The 24,369-nt window shown below is 52.0% G+C and carries 19 protein-coding genes and 2 pseudogenes; 11 read left to right on the top strand and 10 right to left on the bottom strand.

Annotated elements, in window-relative coordinates; all coding sequences use genetic code 11:
• Nucleotides 1-88: 88 nt before the first annotated feature.
• The 11 genes and pseudogenes from cysK to HFK74_RS07695 all read left to right on the top strand — a co-directional run bounded on the left by cysK (nucleotide 89) and on the right by HFK74_RS07695 (nucleotide 13,401).
• Nucleotides 89-1,063: a cysteine synthase A gene (gene cysK, locus HFK74_RS07745; protein ID WP_180203010.1), complete on the top strand. Its 975-nt coding sequence runs from the start codon at nucleotides 89-91 to the stop codon at nucleotides 1,061-1,063.
• Nucleotides 1,064-1,295: 232 nt separating this feature from the next.
• Nucleotides 1,296-2,234 carry an aspartyl/asparaginyl beta-hydroxylase domain-containing protein gene (locus HFK74_RS07740; RefSeq protein WP_180203009.1) on the top strand — a complete coding sequence of 313 codons (939 nt, stop codon included), beginning with the start codon at nucleotides 1,296-1,298 and terminating at the stop codon, nucleotides 2,232-2,234.
• 321 nt (nucleotides 2,235-2,555) lie between these two features.
• On the top strand, nucleotides 2,556-3,626 hold the full coding sequence (gene rfbB / locus HFK74_RS07735) for a dTDP-glucose 4,6-dehydratase (RefSeq protein WP_180203008.1): 1,071 nt from the start codon (nucleotides 2,556-2,558) through the stop codon (nucleotides 3,624-3,626).
• A complete protein-coding gene (gene rfbD, locus HFK74_RS07730) occupies nucleotides 3,623-4,519 on the top strand; it encodes a dTDP-4-dehydrorhamnose reductase (protein WP_257230269.1) in 897 nt (298 codons plus the stop codon). The genes rfbB and rfbD overlap by 4 nt, the downstream gene beginning before the upstream one ends.
• 2 nt (nucleotides 4,520-4,521) lie before the next feature.
• Nucleotides 4,522-5,400 (top strand): glucose-1-phosphate thymidylyltransferase RfbA, encoded by an 879-nt coding sequence (gene rfbA, locus HFK74_RS07725; RefSeq protein ID WP_180203006.1) that lies wholly within the window; start codon nucleotides 4,522-4,524, stop codon nucleotides 5,398-5,400.
• 380 nt (nucleotides 5,401-5,780) lie between these two features.
• A pseudogene (locus tag HFK74_RS07720) lies at nucleotides 5,781-6,290 on the top strand (EamA family transporter); the annotation flags it as partial.
• A gap of 71 nt (nucleotides 6,291-6,361) precedes the next feature.
• Nucleotides 6,362-8,245, top strand: a complete 1,884-nt coding sequence (locus tag HFK74_RS07715) for a hypothetical protein (RefSeq protein ID WP_180203005.1) — start codon at nucleotides 6,362-6,364, stop codon at nucleotides 8,243-8,245.
• Entirely contained in the window at nucleotides 8,242-10,434 is a 2,193-nt protein-coding gene (locus tag HFK74_RS07710; protein ID WP_180203004.1) for a hypothetical protein, read from the top strand. Before HFK74_RS07715 ends, HFK74_RS07710 begins: the two co-directional genes overlap by 4 nt.
• Nucleotides 10,431-10,922: a hypothetical protein gene (locus HFK74_RS07705; protein ID WP_180203003.1), complete on the top strand. Its 492-nt coding sequence runs from the start codon at nucleotides 10,431-10,433 to the stop codon at nucleotides 10,920-10,922. The genes HFK74_RS07710 and HFK74_RS07705 overlap by 4 nt, the downstream gene beginning before the upstream one ends.
• Complete coding sequence (locus tag HFK74_RS07700) at nucleotides 10,906-12,156, top strand: hypothetical protein (protein ID WP_180203002.1); 1,251 nt, start codon at nucleotides 10,906-10,908, stop codon at nucleotides 12,154-12,156. Before HFK74_RS07705 ends, HFK74_RS07700 begins: the two co-directional genes overlap by 17 nt.
• Before the next feature lie 798 nt (nucleotides 12,157-12,954).
• The gene (locus HFK74_RS07695; protein WP_180203001.1) at nucleotides 12,955-13,401 is read left to right on the top strand and encodes an antitoxin Xre/MbcA/ParS toxin-binding domain-containing protein; all 447 of its coding nucleotides are present in this window, start codon (nucleotides 12,955-12,957) and stop codon (nucleotides 13,399-13,401) included.
• A gap of 129 nt (nucleotides 13,402-13,530) precedes the next feature.
• Here the strand turns inward: HFK74_RS07695 and HFK74_RS07690 are convergent.
• From HFK74_RS07690 to HFK74_RS07645, 10 genes and pseudogenes are all read right to left on the bottom strand, one after another.
• Nucleotides 13,531-14,403, bottom strand: a pseudogene (locus tag HFK74_RS07690) (transposase); the annotation flags it as partial.
• 53 nt (nucleotides 14,404-14,456) lie between these two features.
• The gene (locus HFK74_RS07685; RefSeq protein WP_180203000.1) at nucleotides 14,457-14,945 is read right to left on the bottom strand and encodes a helix-turn-helix domain-containing protein; all 489 of its coding nucleotides are present in this window, start codon (nucleotides 14,943-14,945) and stop codon (nucleotides 14,457-14,459) included.
• Between the two features lie 99 nt (nucleotides 14,946-15,044).
• Nucleotides 15,045-15,881, bottom strand: coding sequence for an AraC family transcriptional regulator (locus HFK74_RS07680; RefSeq protein WP_180202999.1), 837 nt, complete (start codon nucleotides 15,879-15,881; stop codon nucleotides 15,045-15,047).
• A 287-nt stretch (nucleotides 15,882-16,168) separates the two neighbouring features.
• Nucleotides 16,169-17,809, bottom strand: a complete 1,641-nt coding sequence (locus tag HFK74_RS07675) for an acyl-CoA synthetase (RefSeq protein WP_218953597.1) — start codon at nucleotides 17,807-17,809, stop codon at nucleotides 16,169-16,171.
• Entirely contained in the window at nucleotides 17,806-18,975 is a 1,170-nt protein-coding gene (locus HFK74_RS07670) for an acetyl-CoA acetyltransferase (RefSeq protein ID WP_180203311.1), read from the bottom strand. The genes HFK74_RS07675 and HFK74_RS07670 overlap by 4 nt, the downstream gene beginning before the upstream one ends.
• A gap of 236 nt (nucleotides 18,976-19,211) precedes the next feature.
• Nucleotides 19,212-20,552: an aspartate aminotransferase family protein gene (locus HFK74_RS07665; RefSeq protein WP_180202998.1), complete on the bottom strand. Its 1,341-nt coding sequence runs from the start codon at nucleotides 20,550-20,552 to the stop codon at nucleotides 19,212-19,214.
• A gap of 275 nt (nucleotides 20,553-20,827) precedes the next feature.
• Nucleotides 20,828-21,586, bottom strand: a complete 759-nt coding sequence (locus HFK74_RS07660) for an amino acid ABC transporter ATP-binding protein (RefSeq protein ID WP_180202997.1) — start codon at nucleotides 21,584-21,586, stop codon at nucleotides 20,828-20,830.
• The gene (locus tag HFK74_RS07655) at nucleotides 21,583-22,302 is read right to left on the bottom strand and encodes an amino acid ABC transporter permease (RefSeq protein WP_110752431.1); all 720 of its coding nucleotides are present in this window, start codon (nucleotides 22,300-22,302) and stop codon (nucleotides 21,583-21,585) included. Before HFK74_RS07655 ends, HFK74_RS07660 begins: the two co-directional genes overlap by 4 nt.
• Nucleotides 22,303-22,321: 19 nt before the next feature.
• Nucleotides 22,322-23,185 carry an ABC transporter substrate-binding protein gene (locus HFK74_RS07650; protein WP_180202996.1) on the bottom strand — a complete coding sequence of 288 codons (864 nt, stop codon included), beginning with the start codon at nucleotides 23,183-23,185 and terminating at the stop codon, nucleotides 22,322-22,324.
• Between the two features lie 311 nt (nucleotides 23,186-23,496).
• On the bottom strand, nucleotides 23,497-24,174 hold the full coding sequence (locus tag HFK74_RS07645) for a GntR family transcriptional regulator (protein ID WP_180202995.1): 678 nt from the start codon (nucleotides 24,172-24,174) through the stop codon (nucleotides 23,497-23,499).
• Nucleotides 24,175-24,369: the final 195 nt, after the last annotated feature.

Here is a 24,369-nt window from a genome sequence, read left to right as displayed (position 1 = left end):
ACATCCGGACGTTCGACCTGACTGGACGCCCACGGGCAAGAGGCTTACCTTGATGCCCTATTTCAATGCTGTCGTTAAGGACCCAGCCATGAGCCGTATCTACGCTGACAATGCCCATTCCATCGGCAACACGCCGTTGGTGCAGATCAACCGTATCGCGCCGCGCGGCGTCACCATCCTGGCCAAGATTGAGGGGCGCAACCCCGGTTACTCGGTCAAGTGCCGGATTGGCGCCAACATGATCTGGGACGCCGAAAGCACAGGCAGACTCAAGCCGGGCATGACCATCGTCGAGCCGACCTCCGGCAACACCGGCATCGGCCTGGCCTTCGTTGCCGCCGCCCGTGGCTACAAATTGATGCTGACCATGCCGGCATCCATGAGCATCGAGCGCCGCAAGGTGCTCAAGGCACTGGGGGCAGAGCTGGTGCTGACCGAGCCGGCCAAGGGCATGAAAGGCGCGATCGAGAAGGCTGGGGACATCGTCGCCAGTGATCCGGCGCGCTATTTCATGCCGGCGCAGTTCGACAACCCGGCCAACCCCGCCATCCACGAAAAAACCACCGGGCCCGAGATCTGGAACGATACCGACGGTGCTGTGGACGTATTGGTGGCAGGGGTCGGAACAGGCGGAACCATTACCGGCGTTTCGCGGTATATCAAGAATACCCAGGGCAAACCTATCGTCTCGGTGGCAGTGGAACCTGCGGTATCACCGGTGATTTCGCAAAAGTTGGCCGGTGAAGAAATCAAGCCGAGCCCGCACAAGATCCAGGGCATCGGCGCCGGTTTCGTGCCGAAGAACCTCGACCTGTCGATCGTCGACCGGGTCGAGCTGGTTACCGACGAGGAGTCCAAGGCCATGGCCCTGCGCTTGATGCAGGAAGAAGGCATTCTGTGCGGCATCTCCTGCGGTGCGGCAATGGCGGTGGCGGTGCGCCTGGCGGAGACCCCGGAAATGCAGGGCAAGACCATTGTGGTGATCCTGCCGGATTCCGGTGAGCGCTACTTGTCGAGCATGCTGTTCAGCGATCTGTTTACCGAGCAGGAGAATCAGCAGTAACGGGCGGCTAGCTCCAAATGATGGAGAGGGGGGTCTCCCTTCTTCATCGGGTGTGAGTGACGCGGATCAGCAAGCGTTCAGGCACCTTGTGTTAATAAATGCTTTGTTACGCATTGCTTGACACTGTATCTCGGGTTAAACGGGTTTTTCCCGTGATTGGTAGTGGTTATCATGCCAACGGCCGCGTCGGGGAATGGCGTTGCGCAGATGTCTATCGATCAAGGAGTTGTTGATGAGCATTTCGGTTGCCGCGAAAGCGTCGTTGTTGCTGCTGTTCCTGGGCAGTACCCTCTATGTGCATTTGCGTGGCAAGGCGCGCTTGCCGGTTTTGCGTCAATTCGTCAACCATTCGGCCCTGTTCGCCCCTTATAACGCCCTGATGTACCTGTTCTCCGGCGTGCCTTCAAAACCCTACCTGGACCGCAGCCGGTTTCCCGAACTGGATGTGCTCAGGGACAACTGGGAAGTTATCCGCGACGAAGCGATGCACCTGTTTGACGAGGGTTACATCCGCGCGGCGGAAAAGAACAACGATGCCGGATTCGGTTCGTTTTTCAAGAAGGGCTGGAAGCGCTTTTACCTCAAGTGGTACGACGAACCCTTGCCTTCGGCCGAGCTGCTGTGCCCGCAAACCGTGGCGCTGGTCAGCGCGATACCCAACGTCAAAGGGGCCATGTTCGCCCTGCTGCCGGGTGGTAGTCATCTTAATCCGCATCGCGACCCCTTCGCCGGCTCCCTGCGCTATCACCTGGGATTGGCGACGCCCAATAGCGACGCTTGCCGCATCTACGTCGACGGTCAGGCCTACGCCTGGCGTGATGGTGAAGACGTGATGTTCGACGAAACCTATGTGCACTGGGTCAAAAATGAAACCGACAAGACCCGGGTCATCCTGTTCTGCGACATCGAGCGACCGCTCAGTAACCGCTTGATCACCGGCATCAACCGCCGGATCAGCAGCCTCCTGGGGCGCGCGACCGCGCCGCAGAACCTTGCGGATGAACGCGTGGGCGGGATCAATCAGGCCTATGCCTGGAGCAAGAAATTCAGCGACAGGTTCAGTGGGGCGATCAAGCAGTGGAAACGTCGTTATCCCAAGGTGTACCGGGTAATGCGGCCGGTATTGGCGATCGGCGTGCTGGGTTTGCTGGCCCATTGGCTGCTGGGCTGAACACCTGTTGGCCACAAGAACAGGAAAAAAGATCGCCATCAGGCGATCTTTTTTTTTATTTTTTGGAGCTTTGCTATATTACAAATGTCGCCCGTAAATGCCGTCAGGGCGCCCAGAGAGTATATGGAGCCGGTCGCAGAACTGGCGTGCGCTGATTGTTCAAAACCTTATTCAATCCTTGCGACAGCAGAATTACCTTGGCAATACGCCATTGGGTTTAACCGGGCTGCGCGGGTTTCAAGCATGCCGGTTTGAATGGGCAATGCGTCTTTGAGAACCTGGGTCCGATCCTCGCAACCTTACTGAAAAAGGTCTGAATCAATGACCATCCTGGTAACTGGCGGTGCAGGCTTCATTGGGGCAAATTTTGTATTGGACTGGCTGGCTCACTCCAATGAAACCGTAGTCAATCTGGACAAGCTGACCTATGCCGGCAACCTGGATAACCTCAGCAGCCTGAAGGGCAATGCGCAGCATGTATTCGTGCAGGGCGATATCGGTGATAGTGCCTTGGTCGAGCGCTTGCTCGAAGAGCACCGGCCCCGGGCCATTCTCAACTTTGCCGCCGAGTCGCATGTCGATCGCTCCATCCACGGGCCGCAAGCCTTCATCGACACCAACATCGTTGGCACTTTCCGTTTGCTGGAAGCGGTGCGCGCCTATGCCAAGGGGCTGGCGAGCGATTCGCTGCAGGCCTTTCGCTTCCTGCATGTGTCTACCGACGAAGTCTACGGTTCGCTGGCCAAGGACGAAGCGGCGTTCAACGAAAGCCACGCGTATGAACCCAACAGCCCTTACTCGGCCAGCAAGGCCGCCAGCGACCACCTGGTGCGCGCCTATCATCACACCTACGGCCTGCCGGTACTGACCACCAACTGTTCGAACAATTACGGGCCTTATCACTTCCCGGAAAAACTCATTCCGCTGATGATCGTCAACGCTCTATCCGGCCAGGCATTGCCGGTCTATGGTGATGGCCAGCAAATTCGCGACTGGTTGTATGTCAAGGACCACTGCAGCGCTATCCGCCGCGTGTTGGAGGCCGGCAGCGTGGGTGAGGTCTACAACGTCGGTGGCTGGAACGAAAAAACCAATCTGGAGATCGTGCACACCGTCTGCGCGTTGCTCGATGAGTTGCGTCCGCGCGCCGACGGCCAGCCCTACCATGCACAAATCAGCTACGTGACCGATCGGCCCGGGCACGACCGGCGTTATGCCATCGATGCCCGCAAACTCGAACGTGAGCTGGGCTGGAAGCCGGCAGAAACCTTCGAGACCGGCATTCGCAAAACCGTCCAGTGGTACCTGGACAACCAGGATTGGGTGCGCAATATCCAGTCCGGTGCCTACCGCGAATGGGTCGAGAAAAACTATGCCGGGCGCAGCGCATGAAACTGCTATTGCTCGGCAGGAACGGCCAGGTGGGGTGGGAGCTGCAACGCAGCCTTGCGCCCCTTGGCGAACTGTTGGCGCTGGACTCCGCCAGCCAGGAATACTGCGGCGACCTGAATGATCTGCCGGGGCTGGCCGCCACCGTGCAGCGCATCAAGCCTGACGTTATCGTCAACGCGGCGGCCTACACCGCTGTCGACAAGGCCGAAAGCGAATCGCAGCTGGCCTATCGGGTCAATGCCGAAGCGCCGGCAGTGCTGGCTCGAGAGGCGCTGCGGCTCAACGCCCTGCTGGTGCATTACTCCACTGATTATGTGTTCGCAGGGCTTGGCGACAGGCCCTGGCAGGAAAACGATCCAGTAGCGCCATTGAGTGTCTACGGCGCCAGTAAGCTGGCCGGCGAACAGGCGATTGCCGTCAGCGGCTGCGCGCATCTGATCTTGCGAACCAGCTGGGTGTATTCCGCGCGGGGCAACAACTTTGCCACGACCATGCTGCGCCTGGCCCGCGAACGTGAAAAGCTGGCCGTGATCGATGACCAGTTCGGCGCGCCAACCGGTGCCGAATTGCTGGCGGATGTGACCGCCCATGCCATCCGTAGCGTATTGGCCGACCCGAGTTTGGGCGGGATTTACCATCTTGCCGCCACTGGCGAAACCACCTGGTGTCGCTATGCTCGATTTGTACTCGAACATGCCGAGCGGGCAGGCATGAACCTCAAGGTTACCCAGGCAATGGTCGACGCGATCGGCACCGAGGCGTACCCGACGCCGGCACGACGCCCAGGCAATTCCCGACTCGATACGCAAAAACTGCAAAAGGCCTTTGCGCTGAGCTTGCCTGACTGGAAAGTCGGCGTGACACGGATGCTCGCAGAAATACTGGAGAAATGAATATGCTCAATCGTAAAGGCATCATCCTTGCCGGCGGCTCCGGTACTCGACTGCATCCGGCGACCCTGTCCATCTCCAAGCAGCTGCTGCCGGTTTACGACAAGCCGATGATCTACTACCCACTGAGCACCCTGATGCTGGCGGGTATCCGCGATATCCTGATCATTTCCACGCCGCAAGACACGCCGCGTTTCGAACAGCTGCTGGGGGATGGTGCCCGCTGGGGCCTGAACATTTCCTACGCGGTGCAGCCTTCGCCCGATGGCCTGGCGCAGGCCTTCATCATCGGCGAAGACTTTATCGGCAACGACCCCAGCGCCCTGGTCCTGGGTGACAACATCTATCACGGCCACGACTTCATCAACATCCTGCAAAGTGCCATGGCGCGCCAGGCCGGGGCGAGTGTCTTCGCCTATCACGTCAATGACCCGGAGCGTTACGGCGTGGTCGAGTTCGACGGCCAGGGCAAGGCGATCAGCCTCGAAGAAAAGCCACTCAAGCCCAAGTCGAACTTTGCGGTCACCGGGCTGTATTTCTATGACCAGGACGTGGTCGAGATGGCCAAGAGCATCAAGCCATCGGCGCGGGGCGAGCTGGAAATCACCGATATCAACAGTCTTTACCTTGAGCAGGGCAGGCTGTCGGTAGAAATCATGGGGCGCGGTTACGCCTGGCTGGATACCGGGACTCACGACTCACTGCTCGATGCCAGCCTGTTCATTGCCACGCTCGAGCGTCGCCAGGGCCTTAAAGTCGCGTGTCCTGAAGAGATTGCCTTCCGGCAGAAATGGATCGATGCCGATCAACTGCAAAAACTGGCGGCCCCCTTGGCAAAAAATGGTTACGGCCAGTACCTCAACCGTCTGTTGCAAGCGGGTTGATGCCTGTCACGCCCTCCAACCCATTGCCAAGGCTGTCGAGCTCTGGTTATAGTCAACACAAGCAGGTCCCAGTGACCTGCTTTCTCAACCTCTCGAAAAAGATCAGCCCAATGCCTGCATCCCTCATCAACGCGGTAGTCGATTCAGCGGTCAACGCTGGCGTCGTGCCGTGCGGGAACCAGCAGCCTGTGCAGATCAGTCATTACCCTCCACCTGTCAGTAGCACGCCGGTGTGCGCAGTCGCAGCACCGCCGGGTGTTGGCATTTCGGGCTGATCAGCGTTTTTCCGCTGTTTCCCTGCCTGCAAATACGCCCGCAAAAAAACTACTGAATTTCAGCTTCGGCTGAGTTGGCTTTTTGCCTGACTACAGGTGGTATTCATGTTTGTCCTTTCGAAAAAATCCGCGCTCGCGGCGGCTTCCACGAGCCTGTTCGTCCTGTTGTGGAGCAGCGGGGCGATCTTCTCCAAGTGGGGGCTGGCCCACGCATCACCCTTTGCCTTTCTGTTGATTCGCTTCGTCATCGCGTTGTGTGGCCTGGTGCTGTTGATGCCGTTGCTCAAGTTGAAGTTGCCCAAGGGCGGCAAAGCGATGCGGTATGCGATGGCCACGGGTGTGGTGTTACTGGGGGCGTATCAGATTTTTTATCTGCTGGCGCTCGACCTCAAGGTCACACCCGGTGTGATGGCGACCCTCATGGGCGTGCAACCGATTCTCACGGTGGTGCTCATGGAGCGCCAGCGCTCAGCCAGCCGAATGTTCGGCCTGTCGCTGGGCTTGACTGGTTTGATCATGGTGGTCTATCAGGGCATAGGCCTGGCGGGCATGTCGCTGGCCGGGATGTTCTTCGGCCTGCTGGCGCTGGCAAGCATGACCTTGGGTTCGCTCGTCAATGTAGTGTGACGCCATGAGCAAGGTAACGAAGGCCCTGCTACGCTTGATTTTTCGGGGAGGAGCCAACCTTGGATACGCAAAATGGTCGAATTCTAAAAGTTTTAGTTAAGTACAAGAGTTTCAATCATGTCTATCACAGTGAGAGGTTTTTCGATCTCGATGAGCTCGAACTATGCGACGACTCATGGTTGGTTACAGTCTTGCGGAGATTATCTGATTTATCGTTAGAAGAACGAATCAGGACTGATGTGATTTATTTCATCAAAACTGCAATTATTTGTTTAAAGTTGGATCTACAAGGATGGGCAATTTGTCAACTTTGTGAGCAGGAAATAACACCGAAAGTAATACATGCATTGTTCAAAATTCTGGAAAATCGACTCAGCGAAACCGATCATACATCCGAGTCCATGCGACAGATTTCTGCAAAGTTTAGGCGCGCGGTACTCAATACTAAATTCCTCGCTGCCGAAGAGATCACCGTAGATTCGGTAAAGTACAAAGCAAATTTAGGGGGGCGCGAACATAAACTCCAACCCATATTGAATATGGAAGGTCACCTAAAAATGTTGGAAAGCGAATTTCCACTCGGTGCAGTGCCTCACAAAAATTACCTAGACTTAATCGAGAGTTCGGCAAATATATTGCAGGCTGATTTGTTTAAGATAATTGATGCATGCAACCAAGATCTGTTTTTCTCGAAGCAAAATCGACTTAAGTTAAAAGGCCTCGAAAGTGAAAGCCTAACAAGCTTTCAAGAGACTGATGTTATGAGTAGATTGTTAAAGCTTTCTTCGCCTGGTACAAGCAAAGTATTAAGTAATAACACTGCAGAGAACGTTTTAGCGATTTTTAGAAGGGGGGTTTTTCAATGTAATCAGTCAATGATTGGTTATGGTGCTTTTAAAGTGGATAGGTTAAAGAGAAGCTTATTGGAAATAGGAATATTGGATCGTGAGGGATATAGTGCGCGCCAGACTTTCTTTTCTCCGGAGCGCCTAACAACTATCGAGTTACAGGCGATTTTTATATTATTGCTTTGCAGGACTGGGTGGAACCAAGATGCGCTCGTCGCTATGGACAGAGATGGGATAGTCAGCAACAAAGATGGTTTCGCGTATTCATTACAAGGTTTCAAAGATAAAACAGATGATGATACTCCTATTATTTTCATTGATAAAACTGAAATTGATGTGGTTTATGCCATAGAATTACTGATTTGGAACTTCGATCAGCTGCACCTACTGGAGTTGTTACCGGTTGGTAGTAGGAAGGTCTGGAATTCTTGGACTACTAGAGATAAATTTTCTGAGAGGCAGTCTACAACTATTCTAATGACGCCGGAAGGATTTATTAAAAGAAATGATTTGTTTAAATTTTCACTAAGCCAAATTCGTAGAACTGTATTATGCCTTGATGCCTATAAATCGAAAAGCTTCGAAACGGCTAGGCGGCGAGGCGGGCATAGCAGCCTTGGAACTACCGGGAGATATCTTGATCAATTTATAACAAGGAATATTTCATCCTCAATAAATTTGCAGTTTCAAGTTGATCTTGAGAATAAAGTTGTCTTCAATATAGCCTCAAGAAAAAACAATGTAAATAAATGGAAGAGTATTGGAGATGGTTCATTATGTGTTGATCCCTACACGGGACTTTACAGTGATAGAGGGGCAGATTTAATTTGCTCAGCTGAAAACTGCCATAAAAACGATGGCTGCCCTCAAAGAAGAATCCTAATAACTGAGGAGGAGATTCTAAATATTGTTAGGACGAGAGAGTACTATTTTAAAAACTGGCAGCGATTGCGTAGTGAAAATCAAGAGCGCTTCAATATTGTTATTAGTACAAAAATCGCATTCAATGATGCGCTATACAATTATGTGAAAAGTTCGAGGTTTGGATATGTATTGAATAAAATTGAAAGCGCATTGCTAGGTGGCAGTCCATGAGTGAAGACATATTTGAAATTATTAAGTGTAATCCCCTTTCAGAGGATTTGTTTCTTGATTCAAATTTTGTATTGCATATTAAAGAGCATGACGCGCGCGCAGACGAAAGAAAGGCGAAGCCGATAGATCTTAAAAGATATTGGTTGCCTGCAAACGCCGTATACGAAATACCGTCTAGATTCGTTGGGTTTACGCCTTACCTTGTAGCGTTGCTATATTCCTTGGACTATTTCGCTGTCTCTAATACACCCAGCAATTCCAAATGCAATCGCATATGTTTCATGCTCTCTAGCATAATTAAGTTTCTTGAATATTGTTGGCTTAACAACATATTCGACTTGAGCACTATTTCAGCTCCTTTCGCGCTAAAGCTAGCGAGAGTTCTAGCTAGAAATGGCTGGCATGAGGCCCTGGATATAGATTTGCGGTTGACCGGGTTTTTAGATACAGCTGTAGATCCCTCTAAATCAATATTTACGTCCACAAACTCAAAGGTGAGTTTGAGCTCTGCCGGGTTTCAAGCAGCTATAGCTACAAATATTAGTGGGAATGAGGTTGCGATTTATTTTGATAGGGTACGGAATTTTCAAGTAGCAAAAGGTTGGCGAGCAACTTTTCGGCCCAATAATAAGACTGCTAGTGGTATGAAATATAGCCTGTTACGCCAAACTCTAGAGTCAATTAATCTACTTTATCACTCGCTAGATGACTATAGAGCTAAAGTTGTTCCGTATGAAAACTATGTTCAATTAGCAAAAAAGCTAACAGAAAACCCAGGTACGACTGCAGATATTAACAGTTATGACGCAGGTATGCTATTAGAGTACTCTCTTGAATGTATCAACACTAAAAGCAATCGAACGCTACACCTTATAGCATTTGCGCTAAAACAATTATCTACAGTTGGCGATGTGCGAGAAAAATTTTCAAGGGTTATGCGTTTTGCACGCAGAGTTGGGCTTATCAACCCTGATGCAATTGAGTCAGCGAGTGTTAAAGATGGGTTCAGATTTCTAAACTCTTCGGTAAAAGAAGTTCTAAATTCATGTTTCGTCGTTATTGCAATTTTTAATGCGAGGAGAAAGCGCGAACTTACTCATAAAAAATATGGTATTTCATTGGGTAGCGGTGTTGTAATAAATGAGAAGGCGGGAATATTTTTTCAGCAGTTCTATGTAGAAAAAACGGTAAAGAACTATGTGGGTTTTTTCATTGCTTCGGCGACAAAGACGGCAATTACAATTTTAGAGAAGCTTCAGTTGATATTCGCAGGAAAACCCTTCAGGAATCATAATTATTCAAGGCTGACAGATCGTGACTTAACATTGTTTCGTTACAAGCAATTTAATTCTAGTGGGTTGGTGGATAAGTATTCTCAGTTTGACTTTGAATGCTTTGAGCCAACTATGTCGGGTAATTTTATATATTCTGCGATCGGCAAGCAGATTAGGCTTACTCCACACATGTTTCGAAGGCTGTATTGTAAAATTTTTATCAATAGATACGAATATTTTATGCTGCCATTTTTATCTTATCAACTTCAGCATGAGGATATTGCTACCACACAAATATATGTGTCCAACCCTCAAACCCAAACAGAATCTGCGGAAATTAGTAAGTTGTACGATTGGGACTTATCAGTACAGTCCGAAGCTCATATTATACATAATGATGAGATAATGATGAGTATGGCGGACGCTACCAGGGAAAAGTTTAGCGAAATTATATATCGCAGCATTTCATGTGAAAATACGTCCGGCGGATACACTAAGCTAATGCGTGCTCTTTATAAGAAAATGTTTTCATCTGTCGAGTATGCTGAGCCGGACCAAGATAAAATTGAAACGCTGGTTGAGCGACTCAAGAATAGAGGGCATGCTCCGCAACCATTCAAACATGCACAGTGCCTAGCTGGATCTAATCGGGTCAAATCGAAGTCTAAGTGCTGGCAACGAAGTGAAAATAAGCTAAATAAGGAAAAAGCATCTCCAAAACTTTGTCGAGGCTGCCTGTTTTCTTGGACCTCTGAAGAGCACGTCTATGGTATGGAAATGGATCTTGCTGACATGAGATTGGAAGTCGTCAAAATGCCTGAGGCCTCTATTGCGAGGATTAATATGGAGTATGAAATTGCGGACTTAGAGAATACTTTGATATATCATAAGTCGTATCTTGGGAAACATAAATGAAAATTTCGGAACGCAACAGAAACGAAGCTATTCGAAATATTCGGCTGAAAATCTCTCTGCTCAAGGAAGTGTTTAGTAATTCTGATCTCCAAACTGATGAGTATTATCCAAAAACCATACGGCAATTTAATAGCTGGGATCTTTCTCAAAATACCTTAAAGTTCAGAGATGATATTGCCCCGATATCTCGTAACGCAAACGATACGCTAAACAAGTATCCTGATCTCAAGAGTGAAGTGGTTGCTTCTTTGCACGCGTTAATGCTGGTTCGAAATAAAAGCTCATCGATTGATCGTACAGATAAAATAGGAAAACTCAAGGAGGAGATTTTAAGGCTAAAAAAATATATCAATGTACTTGAGTCCTACACAGCGAGCCAAAAACTTGAGCTTGTTCGGGTTAATGAGTTGCTCGAGGATAAGGTTAATAGTTTGAGTTGTGCGATCACAGAGTTGAAGAGGAGGTTAAGAGATGCCAATTCAAATTAGATGGAGTGGTGAGACAGATCTTAAAATTCCAATTCCTTTTGATACGGAGAATCTTCTGATTGTCGACGACTTGATGGATTACGCAATCCATTTGCAGCGGAATGAGTGTTGGTCGTTTACGTATGTAAAAAATGAAATGTATCATCTGGTGCTTTATTTTAATTATATAGAGTCCGAGAGGATTTCAATAACAAGTGCTACAAATAGTACGCTCAGAAATTTCAGGGATGAAGACCTAAAACGACTTAAGGCAAAAAGCTCAGTCGTAGAAAAAAAGCTTAAGAGGGTCGTTAATAGTAGGCTCACCATAATTTATTGTTTTTATCACTGGTACCAAAGTCGCCATAAGCTATGCGGATTTATTGGTGCGCATGAGTGTGCAATAACTTCTGATTTTACTTTGAAAGCTAAAAAAAACAAATCGTCAGAGGGTTATCACCGTATGTACCCTTTAAATTACAGACGAATCGGTCGATCTAGTAAGCATGCTACTGAGTACTCAGCTACCGAAGAAGACGTTAGTAAGCTCGAAGATTACTTTCGCAAAGAACGAAATAAATATATTTCAGAGCGAAACAGTTTGATGATGGCTATCGCCGGTACTGTAGGCTTTCGCAGAGGGTCCATAAACTCCCTCCGTTGCTCACAGTTTTCTCAAGAAGAGCTGGGAAAAAATCTTGATGACTATATTATAGTTAACCCAGATAAGCAGAAGTTTGACGCAAATCTTAACTATCGAATCCCTATTTTACTCGCTTACAGAATTAGTGAGTTTATAACTACTGTACGTAAAAGTATGCTCAAGGAGAAAGGGTTCAACGAGGCAGTCACCCTTGATAGGGTTTTTCTGTCAATGCGCACTGGGCAACCTCTGAACGATACAAGTGTATCTGATATATTCGGGAAAGCGTTTAGAGCAATTGGTAATACTCAAGCTAGAACCTCAATACATGCCTTTAGGCGAATGTTTGCTGAGCACAGGATTCAAACGAACTTTGAACAGCGCGCAGAGCTGAGGTTGGATACTTCGGACGCTTCAGTTTCTGCATCTGTAGCAATGGATCTGGGCCAGCGTAACCCCGATTCAATAAAGCCGTATGTCGCTCGTACCCAACAAACGCTTGTAAATAAGCGGTATAAGGAAAAGAATGAAATTATTAAAAAACTTAATGAGGAAAATTTTAGGTTGCAGTCAGAATTAGACGATCTAAAGGAAAAAATTAAAAATTCCTGAATCGCTACATCATTTGATTAGCTTCCGTGAAAAAAGGTTTTGACATAATAACGGAGCTCCAGCGTTATTGGCATATCCTAACCAGGGGGGGGCAGGGCTTGATGGAATATGGGCTAAAACAGTATGCAAACCCTCGATGCGCTATGTCGACGCAATCAAGGCAGTGATGGTCGCCATGAGCCCATAAGTGTCGCGAACATATCTCAACGACGCTCATCATCTCTCATCACCATCTTCAATTGGTTGAGGTAGTATGACCCACCGTTGATTATCAAATTTATAAATAGGTCCGAAGCGTGCGACTAAGAGATACGCGGCCCACCCTGAACAGATAGTGCGTGATATCCTTTGGACGACGGGAGTAGAACTGCAGGAATCCAAGGCACTCTGCTCATTGCTTTACATCTGCCAAGGCATAGACATGTGTGACCCACTACGAGAGCCGTGATGAAAGGTAAGCGCAAAGTCAAAACGAACAAATGGCTGCTCGCTGAGCAGTTTCAGCTCGAAGCCCAAGCAGTGCTCAGGGCGCGCACGGCCCGTGCAAGTCGATTCTTGGATATCGCACTGTCGGCGGGTAGAGACGTGGAACCGGTCGGATTGCTAGCAGGTAACCGAACTGCCACATCGGCCTAAATTCACCAGCGAAGGCAGCCAGCAAAAGACGTTTAACAATTAAAAGGGATCCGGTCTGAGCATTAGAAAGGATGACCACCGTGGATTTCCGACCACCCCATCTTCACACTGAGTGAAGATAGCCGAAGCTTCAAGCCCGATGCCAAACCCAAAAGGCGACTCATGTTTGCTCAAGTCATGCCCAATGATGTTTACCGAGCCTACCGGGTCCGGCTGGAAATGTTTTTGCCTATTCCCACCGATGCCTCTGACCTGGACATCCATGCGCTGATCGAAGCGGGGTTCTCGCCGGGGAGTATTCAGACGCTCTGCGACTTGGGTGTATTCAACCCCGATGCGTGCAATCACATCATTTCGCTCAAGGCCTTTAAAACCCGCTTGACTCACGGCCAGCGCCTGAGCGTGGCTGAGAGTGATCGCCTGTTTCGTCTTGCGCATATCACGGCCATGGCCGAGGCAGTCTTTGGGGACACCCATAAAGCCCAGCGATGGCTGAACAAATCCAAGGCGCGTTTTTCAGGTGAAAATCCCATTGCACTGCTCTCCACCAGCCCGGGCACTCGCTTGGTTGAAGAAATGTTGATTCAGGTCGCAGAGGGGGCGTTTTAACGGTGTTGCTTGTCAGAGCTTTCACAGGGACGCCACAGGACCCGCCTCGGTAGCGACACCGCATGCGTCTGATCTCCGGTGCCGACCTATTTTTTGATAACAATCTTGTAGGCACCGGCTTCCGAGCGCTCCCGTGGCAGGTGGCCCTTGAGATGTAAATTTGGCCAGCCGTCGCAGGTTCTGCACCGCGGCGGCCAGCGTGAATTCATCAGTCGCGCCACTCATGCCACGTAGTCTCAAGCGATCCAGTTTCAGGATGCGTTTGAGGTGGGCAAACAACATTTCGACCTTCTTACGTTCGTGGCGAGAGCGCACGTACCGCGCTGTCGCTGCGATGCGCCGAGCCACATCACGCGCGGCTTCATGGACGCTGCGAGCGATCTTGCGGAACGCGGTGTTCGGGCAGCACTTGGCTTTCATCGGGCAAGCAGCGCAGTCGGTCTGCCGGGATCGGAAGATGATGGTGTTGGCCTTGGTGACGTGTGAGCGCTCATTCTTGAAGGCTCGCCATTCGCTGCGCAATGGGTTGCCGGCCGGGCAGCGGTATTCCTCAGCCTCTTCATTCCAGTGGAAATCGTTGCTCGAAAAACTGTCGTTCTTACGCTCGGTTTTGTCCCACACCGGCACATGCGGCTCGATGTCTTTTTCCTCCACCATCCAGGCCAGCATCGGCGCGGTACCGTAAGCGGTATCGCCAATGAGGCGCTCCGGCTTGATGTCGAACTGCGCTTCGACCCGATCGATCATGGTCTTGGTCTCGACTTCTGCGGTTCGATGAGCCGGTGTGGGTTCCACATCCATGATGACGCCGTGCTCGGTATCAATCAGATAATTCGTGGAGTAAGCGTAGAAAGCTGGGCCACCTGGAGCAGCGGTCCAGCGGGCTTGAGGATCAGTCAGCGATAGGCGCTTCGGTAGCGTTTCGGTCAGAGCCTCTTCGTCTAGTACCTCAAGATATTCACGCACGGCTCGGGTGATCAGGGCTGGATCGCTCCAGTTGACGGTTTTCTTGCCCCTATCATCAAACGATTTCCAAAGCGAAAGGGCGTCAAAACCTACATGTAGGACTTTTCCTTTGCACGCCACTTTCCAGGGGGCATTCCAAAACTCCTAGAGAATATTTTGGTGAAATGCGGTTGATCAGCAAACCCGCACTCCAAAGCTACTTGAGAAATTGAAAAGTCGGTTTGCTCAAGGAGTTCTTGGGCTCGTGTCAATCTTGCAAGCTGGAACCAATCACGTGGAGAGTGCCCCGTAGCTTTCTTGAAAGCTCGGGAGAAATGGCTTCGTGACAAGGAACACTCTTTGGCGACAACCGAAATCCGAATGCCACAATCGAGGTTTTCCCTCATCACTTGTTTTGCTTTTCGCTCCTGCCAGTAACTTAGCCTGTCCCGCTCGTTACTGGTCGCCAGTCGCGGAAAGGGGACTGCGATCGTCATGATCTGCTCAGGGTCATACCCAAGAGCGTCGATGGCGATCGGAGCCGGGTTGCCACCGCCCTGGCTGGACTTGAAGACTTCTACAGCGTCCACGTCTCTCATTGTGACCTCTTAATGGTGGAGAAGAGGGCTATTGTGGCCAGCATCAGTTTGTCGAAAGCACTTGATCGGGCCGTACATGCGTCCGTTTGGGCCAGATCGTTAACGGGGTTTGCGTAGCTCGCTTGGAGTTAGATTCAGGTAACGCTTGAAAAGTCGGGCAAGGTAAGAGGGGGAGTCCAGGCCTACCGCCAGGCTGACTTCGAGAATCGAAAGTGAAGTGCATGATACAAGCCGGGCGGCAGTTTCCACTCGGGTGCGATTGGTGAAATCCAGCAGGGTTTCGTCCGTAGTAGCTTTGAAAATACGCGTAAGGTGACGCCGTGACAGGTGAAATTCATTTCCAATCGACTCAATATTCAAATCTGTTTCCAAGTTCTCCCGAACGTATCGCTGTATGTCGCGCACCAGAGTGGCCTGCTGCTGATGCTCACTCGGCTGCAATTGTGCCTGCTGACAAGCGATAACCCGAGTGCATTCCTCGAAGAGCAGATGATTGAGATAGGGTAATTGGCGCTCAAAGGCCTCCGCAGATGCACATCCCTGAAGTTGATCATGCAGGCGCAAGATACTGTCCAGCGCCTCGGTTACTTGCCATATCCCCGATCGATTTACCCGTTTAGCGAAATTGCGGTAACCGGCTATCTGTCCTTGGCGTTTGACGTAAGAGGGGTCGACATACAAAGTCATATGTTTCTCCCGCCCCGGAGCCGCTTGAGTGGCGTGTGCAAAGTCTGCTGGCACAAAGGAAAACGATTGGCTCGATACGTGACAGGCGTGGCTACTTTCGGTCGAAAGAAATAGCCCACCCTGGCGTGGTAATAGCAGCATATGACAGTCGTGGGCGTGCCAATCCACAGCGTAGCGACTGGTGTCGCTGGTCTCCAAGTGAAACACTTCGGGCGACTTGCCACTGAGCTTGGGGGACATATAGGCCATCAACACCCCTTAATACAAATTCATCGATGTAATAGCCTCGTCGTAACGGGTCTAGGCGGATAAAGATTATTGGTGACAATAATCTTTATCATTATCATACATGTTTTGCCGCGCGCCACGCGCCACGCGCCACGCGCCACGACCCAGGCTCTAGCGTCGCCCCTTGGTTTTCGGTAACGATCGGCTCTGTTTAATGGGTACTTCGTTGGCTCTACCAGTGCGATTACTGATGACTTTTGGCTGATACGTTCGAGATGCCTGCATATTGCTAACAAGCCCCTGGACGCTCAACCTTTCCCATGGACGACCTCCACGGACTGAAGTTTTACGGCAACGCCACGTCGTGCCAATTCATCCCGGACCAGAAGTTTGGTGACCTTGCCGTAGCCGGATTTAGGGAGGGCATCCCAGAAATAAACGTGCTTTGGCATCTTGTAGCGCGCAATCCGTGCAGCCATCCACTCAAGCAGGTCGTCTTCGCTTAATACCGCACCCTCCTTGAGCACACAGACAGCGACGCCGATTTCGCCCCAATGAGCATCTGGCAAACCCAGAACGGCGGCCTCGGTAATGTCCTCGTGCAGGAGGATCTTTTCTTCGATCTCCCGGGGATAGATGTTAGAACCGCCCGATATGTACATGTCCGAGGAGCGGCCTGTAAGGTAGATGAACCCCTCGTTGTCCATGTGCCCCATGTCACCTGTACGGAACCAACCGTTGCGAAATGCCTTCGCGTTCGCCTCGGGGTTGTTGTAGTAGCCCACGAATACCGCCGGGCCCACCACACAGACCTCGCCCGTGACGCCACACGGCAGTTCGTTGCCCTCATCATCCTGAATCGATACCTGCATACCGGTGCGTTCGTAGCCGCATGTCGACGGGCGCGAGGGACTGGCAGCGTTTTCATGCTCGGAAGGTGGAAGAACGGTGATGTTTCCCGTCACTTCGCCCAGGCCGTAATACTGAACCAGTACAGGGCCGAGCTTTTCAAGTGCGCGTTTTTTGTCGGCTTCGTACATGGGGGCGCCGGCATAGACAACATGGCGCAGGCTTTTATGGTTCCATTTGTCCACACTGGGGTGCTCTACCATCATTTTGAGAACGGTAGGCACTGTGAAGATATTAGTCAGGCGATGTTTTTCGATGAGCTCAAAAGCCAGGTCGATGTCGAATCTGTCGGAGGTCAGCACGACCGTTGTGGCTCCTCGCGCCACCATGTTCAGTTGGTGAATGCCTGCGCCATGGGACAGAGGCGCGACAACCAGGGAGCCGTCTTGATGAGTGGTGCCGGGCAGGAGATCAGCCAAGTGATTGTTGACGACAAACGCGAGCTGGCCGTGGGTCAATACGGCCGCTTTCGGCTTGCCAGTCGTGCCGGAGGTAAACAGGAACCAGCACGGCGAATCTCGGCCTACCTCGGCATTTGCAACGAATTTACCAAGGTGTTTAAGAATAAGTTCATTGGCCAACGGGCGATGATCCTGAACGAATGGGGTCGTTCCCTCCAGCCAGATCAGGTCCGTCTGCGGTACCGCTTCGCAAACGGCCGCGGCATGCTCGGGGAAATCGCTTTGACAAAGGAAAACACGGCTCTGCGCCACGGAGGCCATGTAGAGCACTTCGTCAGGGGTGATGCGAAAGTTGGTGGGCACCCATATCGCACCCAGACGGAGGGTGGCGAATAGTGACTCAAACATCTCGCTGCTGTTTTTCGAATGAACCAGGACCTTGTCGCCCAGCCCGACTCCTCGCTCGGCCAGCCCTGCCGCCAGTGCGCCGACGCGTGCGTCGAACTGCGCCCATGTCCATTTTTTGTCGCCAAAAACAATCGCTGGGTGATCGGGCAGGCGTCGCGCATTTTGCGTCACCCAGTTTGCGAGGTTCATGACCCTTTCGGAGACTGCTGGAATCTGAGCTGCCATCATCATTTCGTTCGCTCCAGAATGGAGACGTAGTTGGTCACTGCCGCGCCTCCCATGTTGAAAACGCCTGCCAATTGAGCGTTCGCGATTTGCATGTCACCGCCTTCATTGACCAGTTGCATGGCAGCCATCACATGCATCGACACACCCGTCGCTCCGAGAGGGTGCCCTTTGGCCTTGAGACCGCCAGAGACGTTCACTGGCAGTCGGCCATTCTTCTGCGCGACACCCTCACGCACGACTTTCCATCCTTCTCCGGGCTTTGCGAGCCCCATTGCCTCGTACTGCAGCATCTCGGCTATGGTGAAACAGTCATGGGTTTCCACGAGGCTCAGGTCATCCAATAAAATGCCAGCGGTTTCACGCGCCTTGTCCCAAGCGTGCCGGGCGCCTTCGAACACGAGCGGATCACGGCGAGAGATTGGCAGGAAATCATTGACGTGCGTGCGTGCTCGGAAGCTGATTGCCCGACCCAACGCCGCGGCCGTCTCTTCATCCGCCAGCACGATCGCTGCTGCACCGTCAGACACCAACGAGCAGTCGGTGCGGCGAAGCGGCCCGGCCACCAGAGGGTTTTTGTCAGATATTTCATTGCAGAACTGGAAACCAAGATCCTTACGAATGTGTGCGTAGGGGTTGTGCACGCCATTGGCATGATTCTTTGCTGCGATCAGTGCCAGCTCTTCTCGGCGATCACCGTATCGGTCGAAGTACGCACTGGCGATTCGACCGAAAATGCCGGCAAAACCCTCCGGGCTTTCTTCTTCGCGGCGATAGCATCCGCTGAGCAAGAGGCCCGGTATGAGACTGGGCGTCACCGCCGTCATCTTTTCTGCACCGATCACCAATGCAATGCGGCCGCGACCACTTTCAATGAAGTCTGCAGCCGCATGGATGGCCGCGGTGCCTGTTGCGCAAGCATTCTCAACGTGGATCGCCGGCGTAAAGCGCAGGGCAGGTTCGCCCAACGAGACCAGCGCACCTTCAAAACCTTGTGGAGTGAGGCCGTTGTTGTAGACGCCGACAGAAATCATGTCCACTTCCCCAGGCGCGACCTGAGCGTGATCCAGAGCGGCCCTCGAAACGCGAGACATCAATGACTCGATATCCGGATCCTCAAGTTTACCGAAAGGCGTATGAGCCCAACCCACAATAGTGGCCCGCTTAGACATATGAAACCCTCCCAAGTGCGTATCTATAAATTCAACCAATAACAAGTTGTTGCCAGAAGCCAGGCGATAGGAGGCAAACTTCCTGAGTGTTTCGGAAGTTGCTTTAACTTTGCCATCTGTTGCGTAGCGATTGCGACAATTCAATAACTAGATCGCAAAAACAAACTTTCGATTTCAGCACTCGATCTCCTCACCCAGCTTCCAGCCGTTTGGCATTGGGCTGCGCAGTCATTGACCTATGAACCTATGGATTTCTGGAAAGCGATGACGCCTTTCTCGAAGGACGCCAACATTTCATCCACTTCGGCATCGGAGATAGTTAACGGAGGGCAAAACATCAGCCATTCTCCGTAGGCAGCTCCTGCTGTGCGCCGTGAAAAAAGCAGCAATCCATACTCTCGACAAATCAATCCGATTTTTTCACTGGCTCGCACTTCATCGGGAAAAATTTCCTTGGTGTCCTTATCGACCACAATCTCGATCGCCATGTGTAAACCTATACCGCGGATGTCGCCGATGACGTGGGTCCTTTGTTTCAGTTCTTCCAGTCGGGCCCGGATTCGTTCGCCAAGCACAGCGGCCCGTGGCATGAGTCCCTCGTCCTCCAGCACTTGAAGCACCATGTTTGACGCCGCACACCCAAGCGGATTGGCGGAGTAGGTGTGGCCATGCTTGAACCCGCCGGCACGTCTCACGTCTTCGACCATCACTGAAGACGCGAGAACCGCGCCCAAGGGGGCATAAGAGCCGCTGACACCTTTTGCCAGCGTGACAATGTCGGGACGGCAGTTGGGCCAGTGGTGTCCGGCGAGAAATTTTCCGGTGCGGCCGGCACCGCTCATGATCTCGTCGTAGATCATCAACACGCCGTAACGGTCGCATATCCGGCGGCAGCGATCGTAGTAGCTTGCAGGCGACACCAGTGCGCCCGTCGAAACGCCCCCTACCGGCTCGATCATGAACGCGAGCACCGTCTCAGGGCCTTGAGCAATGATGGTCTCCTCGAGCTGGCGAACGCAGCGGTCAAGGACATCGTCAACGGACTCATGGGCCGCCCGGCGATACAGCAACGGCGCATCAATCTTCGGCATGTCGACGAACATGGGTTTGTAGGCTTTGGCGTAGTCCGTGTCACCGGTTATGCCGAGCAGAGCGGTCGTGGCGCCGTGGTAGGAGGGGATTCGACTGATGATTTTGTAGCGACTGGCCTGACCCCTGGAGACAGCCACCTGGCGAGCGAACTTGATCGCCGCCTCATTGGCCTCGGAACCGCCTGAAACGAAGAACGCCGCTTCAAAATTCCAGCCGCTCAAGCGCGCAAGACGCTCGGCCAGCTCCTGGCTTGGGTCGTTATCCCAGCGCATGCTGTGGGCGTAGATGATTTTGCTCATCTGTTCACGCATGGCTTCCAGAACTCTGGGATGACCATGGCCGATGTTGACGGAAACAGCGCCGGAAGAGCCGTCCAGTAAACGCCGCCCGGTATGATCCCAGATATAAACACCCTCGCCACGAATAACTTTCGGGAATTCGGCAGAACCGGCAGGAGTAATGAAATGTTGATATCGCAAAGCCATGACTAGCCCTCTATTTGAGTACGAGTAAGCGGCCGAACTATCGGCTGGACAATCAATCACGATGAGCTTTAAAGCTGCCGCCTCAGGTTTAAGCTGGCAGCGCACTTGCAGCTTTCAATGTTTACAGCAAACAGGTAAGAACCCACCGCACCGTTAATCAGTTGTCGATCTCTTGAAAGAGCGCCCTGATCATGCGGTAGCAGAACTTGCCTGAAGTCTGTATATCCGAAGATCTACACGGGTTTACCGGGTATTAAATTTGCGGCTTATTATCCTCAGCGATTAGCAGTGCGCTGCAGAAAACGCACTGTTCGTTCGTTTTGCGGATTATCAAATAACTGTGCAGGTGGCCCTTGCTCGATAATCTTTCCTCCATCCATGAACACCACTTCGTCGGCCACTTCACGGGCAAATGCCATTTCATGAGTGACCACAATCATGGTCATGCCCTGTTTGGCCAGATCGCGCATGACATTCAACACTTCCCCGACAAGTTCTGGATCCAGGGCGCTCGTCGGCTCGTCAAACAGCATGGCATCCGGCTGCATCGCCAGTGCCCTGGCAATCGCCACCCGTTGCTTTTGCCCTCCTGAAATTTCATCAGGAAAGTAGTCTGCACGCTGGGCCAATCCGACTTTGGCCAACAACTCGTGCGCCAGCGCCTCAACCTCTTTCTTGCGGCAGCCTTTGACGGTAACCGGTCCCTCCATCACGTTCTGCAGTACGCTCATGTGAGGAAAGAGATTGAACTCCTGAAACACCATGCCGAGCCGGGCGCGCACGGCTGCGATCTTTTTGGGACTGTGAGCCTTGGCTTTACCCGATGTTGACTCAAAGAAAATGCGTTGACCGTCCAGAAGTATTGTCCCGGAGTCCGGCTGTTCAAGGTAGTTGATGCACCTGAGCAGCGTGGACTTGCCGCTGCCGGACGGGCCAATGATGACGACCACTTTTCCGGTCTCTATGGTGAGGTTGATTCCGCGCAATACTTCGTGATCACCATAAGCCTTGTTCAAACTTTTCAGTTCGATCATGAGCTTTCTCCTACTGCTGATCCTGACGGGGCGGGGGCCACTCGCGCGACGTTGCGTCGATATCCGCCTTGCGTGCGTTTTTCCAAGCGCCGAACCAGCAACGCGCAGGGATAACTGACCGCCAGGTAGAGCACGCCACATACGGTATAAACGGTGAAGTATTCGTAGTTGCGTACCGCGATGATCTGGCCCGCGAACATCAACTCCTGCAACGTGACAACCGATGCCAGGGCACTGTCCTTGAACAACGCGATCAGGTAGTTGCCAAGCGAAGGCAGTGTCAGGCGTATCGCCTGGGGAAGAATGACTCTACGGAATGCCTGGAAGTCACTCATGCCCATTGCGGCGGCGGCTTCCCTTTGTCCTTGCGCAATACCGTTGATACCCCCGCGATAGACCTCACTCAGGTAGGCAATCATGCTCATGGATAGACCAATGACCGCTGCGCTGAACGGGGCAACTTTGATGCCGATGATCGGGAACACGTAGTACACATAAATCAATTGCAGGATGACGGGCGTACCACGCATCACTTCCACGTAGATGTGGGCTAACGTGCGCAAGAGGCGATACCGGGATAACTGAGCCAGTGCCACAGGCACTGCCAATACTGCGCTCAAGCTGAATACGATAACCGTCAACAGTACCGTTAGACCTAAACCCTTCAGGAACACTGGCCAATATTCGAGCACGACTGAAAAATTAAATAGATTCATACGTCACCCCTTGGCTTTGTCAGTTTTTTTCAAGCGGGTGCAGGAACAGGTTGCGATTACTCAAGCCGTATTTTTTCAGGATCGCAGCGACCTCACCCGTTCCTCGTACTTCAGCTAACGCCTGGGTGTACGCAGCCCTGAACGTGCAATCATCCTTGCGTAAACCATAGCGTGCGTAGCCATACCCGTATTTGTTAATCATTTCTTCCGGAACCGGGACGTCCTTCATTTGCTTGATTTGAAGTGCGGGGTTGGATTTGATCCAGTCGGCGACGGTCACATCGTCTTCAAGCACTGCATCGACGCGTCCGGTGCTGAGCGCGCCGATTTCCTGCTCGGCGCCGGGGAACGCAATGGACTCGGCGCCGATCTTGCGCAGGTATTCGTCAGCGGCGGATCCCACGACGGCACCGACTTTCTTCCCTTTGAGGTCGGCGTATGAGCTCACCTTCAACTCGGAGTTTGCCGGCAATACGATGATCGGGCCGTACCACCAGGATGGGCCGGTAAAGCTGATGGCTTTGATCCGATCTGGGGTCACGTGGATGTTGGTACCGATCACGTCAATACGCTTGGACAGGAGAGCGGGCACGAGCTGACCTACAGGCGTGACTTCGTATTTTACCGAGTGGATGCCCATCCATTTGAACGCTGCCTCATTGATCTCCACGTCAATGCCTTCAGCCTTGCCGGTGGTGGTATTTAAGTATGAGTGAGGAGGGGCGGACACGATGCCGAGAGTGACGCCGTCCTTTATGTACTGACTGAAGGAGTCGTCGCCACATTTCTCGTAGCTGGGGGCAACTTCATAGGCCATGGCTGGCATTGCGAGGTTTGCGGCGGCGATACACAGTGCCGACAAGACACACTTGGAAGCTTTCATGACTAAATTCCCTACCGAACGTGATTAATTGAAGTTGTTGGAACCGTTGGGTGGCAGTTACAAAGGCATTGTTGCGATACACGCAGAGCTCCAGGGAGGCGGCTCTACAGACCGCTTTACCCTGCGAAATTACTACTTGCTCAAGCTACGCCGGGAGGCTGGCTAGGACCATCCGATCGAGAGCGTGATCCGTTGACAGGCGCTCCTGCCAGGTGGGTAGAACGACCAGCGACCTGAACGTCAATTCAGGGGCTCGTTCTAGGTTTGTCCTCCTGTACTCTTGTATACATTGGGGGTCCAAAAAAATCACCTCACGCGGTGATTTCTTCTTGGTTGGTCGGTGACTCGGGGGTTAGACCCTCCAATACATGCGGTACGAGAGCCTCCTTAAACTTGGCCAAATCGTTGGTTTTCAGAATGCCCAGCAACCGTTCATGGTCTTCGTACACCTTGGTATTCGGAACCCTCAAGCCCACGGCGATCAGTATCTTGCGCGACATTTTGTCCCAAATATCCAGCAGCGTGCGGTTGCCGCTGGCCAGATAAATGGCACGATGGAAGTCCATATCGGCCTGTGCCGCCAGAAATGCCGAGCCCTTGCGTATTGCGCCCTGTAAATTGTGCAAGGCGTCCTCAAAAGGTTCGAGCAGTCGAGGGTCCTGGGCGATCGCTTTCATCGCCAATTCAACGGCATGAGTCTCCAGCACGACCCTTACAGAAAGCATTTGCTCCAACGACTCGCGATCCACATGAAGCAGGCACACCTCGCGGTTTGTCGTCACGACGATGCCCTGGCTCTCCAGGGTCTTGAGAGCTTCACGTACCGGTACCCGGCTCACGCCAAATGCTTCAGCCAGTTCCACTTCAATCAATCGAGCGCCGGGTGCGAGATGCCCGTAAATAGCAGCACTGACGATAGAGTCAGCTACTTGGTCCCCCAAGGTACGGGACCGCTCATTGGCTACGACTGGGAATTTCGAGACTGCCATAAACCGTTACCTGATGACCAAATTGACGAGCTTTCGGTGCTGAATGTATTTCAGTATACACATATACATGTTGGCTTCAACTCCGTCTGTCACGTCAAACATGCTGACGTCGATCCAGTGATGCAGCGAGCTGTGCGCGGCGGACGTTCGCCTAGTCACCCAACGCAGCGACCAACTCTGATTGGCCGGTGAAGG

The sequence above is a fragment of the Pseudomonas sp. SbOxS1 genome, from assembly GCF_013416725.1.
Taxonomy (GTDB): domain Bacteria; phylum Pseudomonadota; class Gammaproteobacteria; order Pseudomonadales; family Pseudomonadaceae; genus Aquipseudomonas.
Note: the sequence above shows the minus strand (reverse complement) of the source record. Positions and strands in the feature narration are given on the sequence as shown.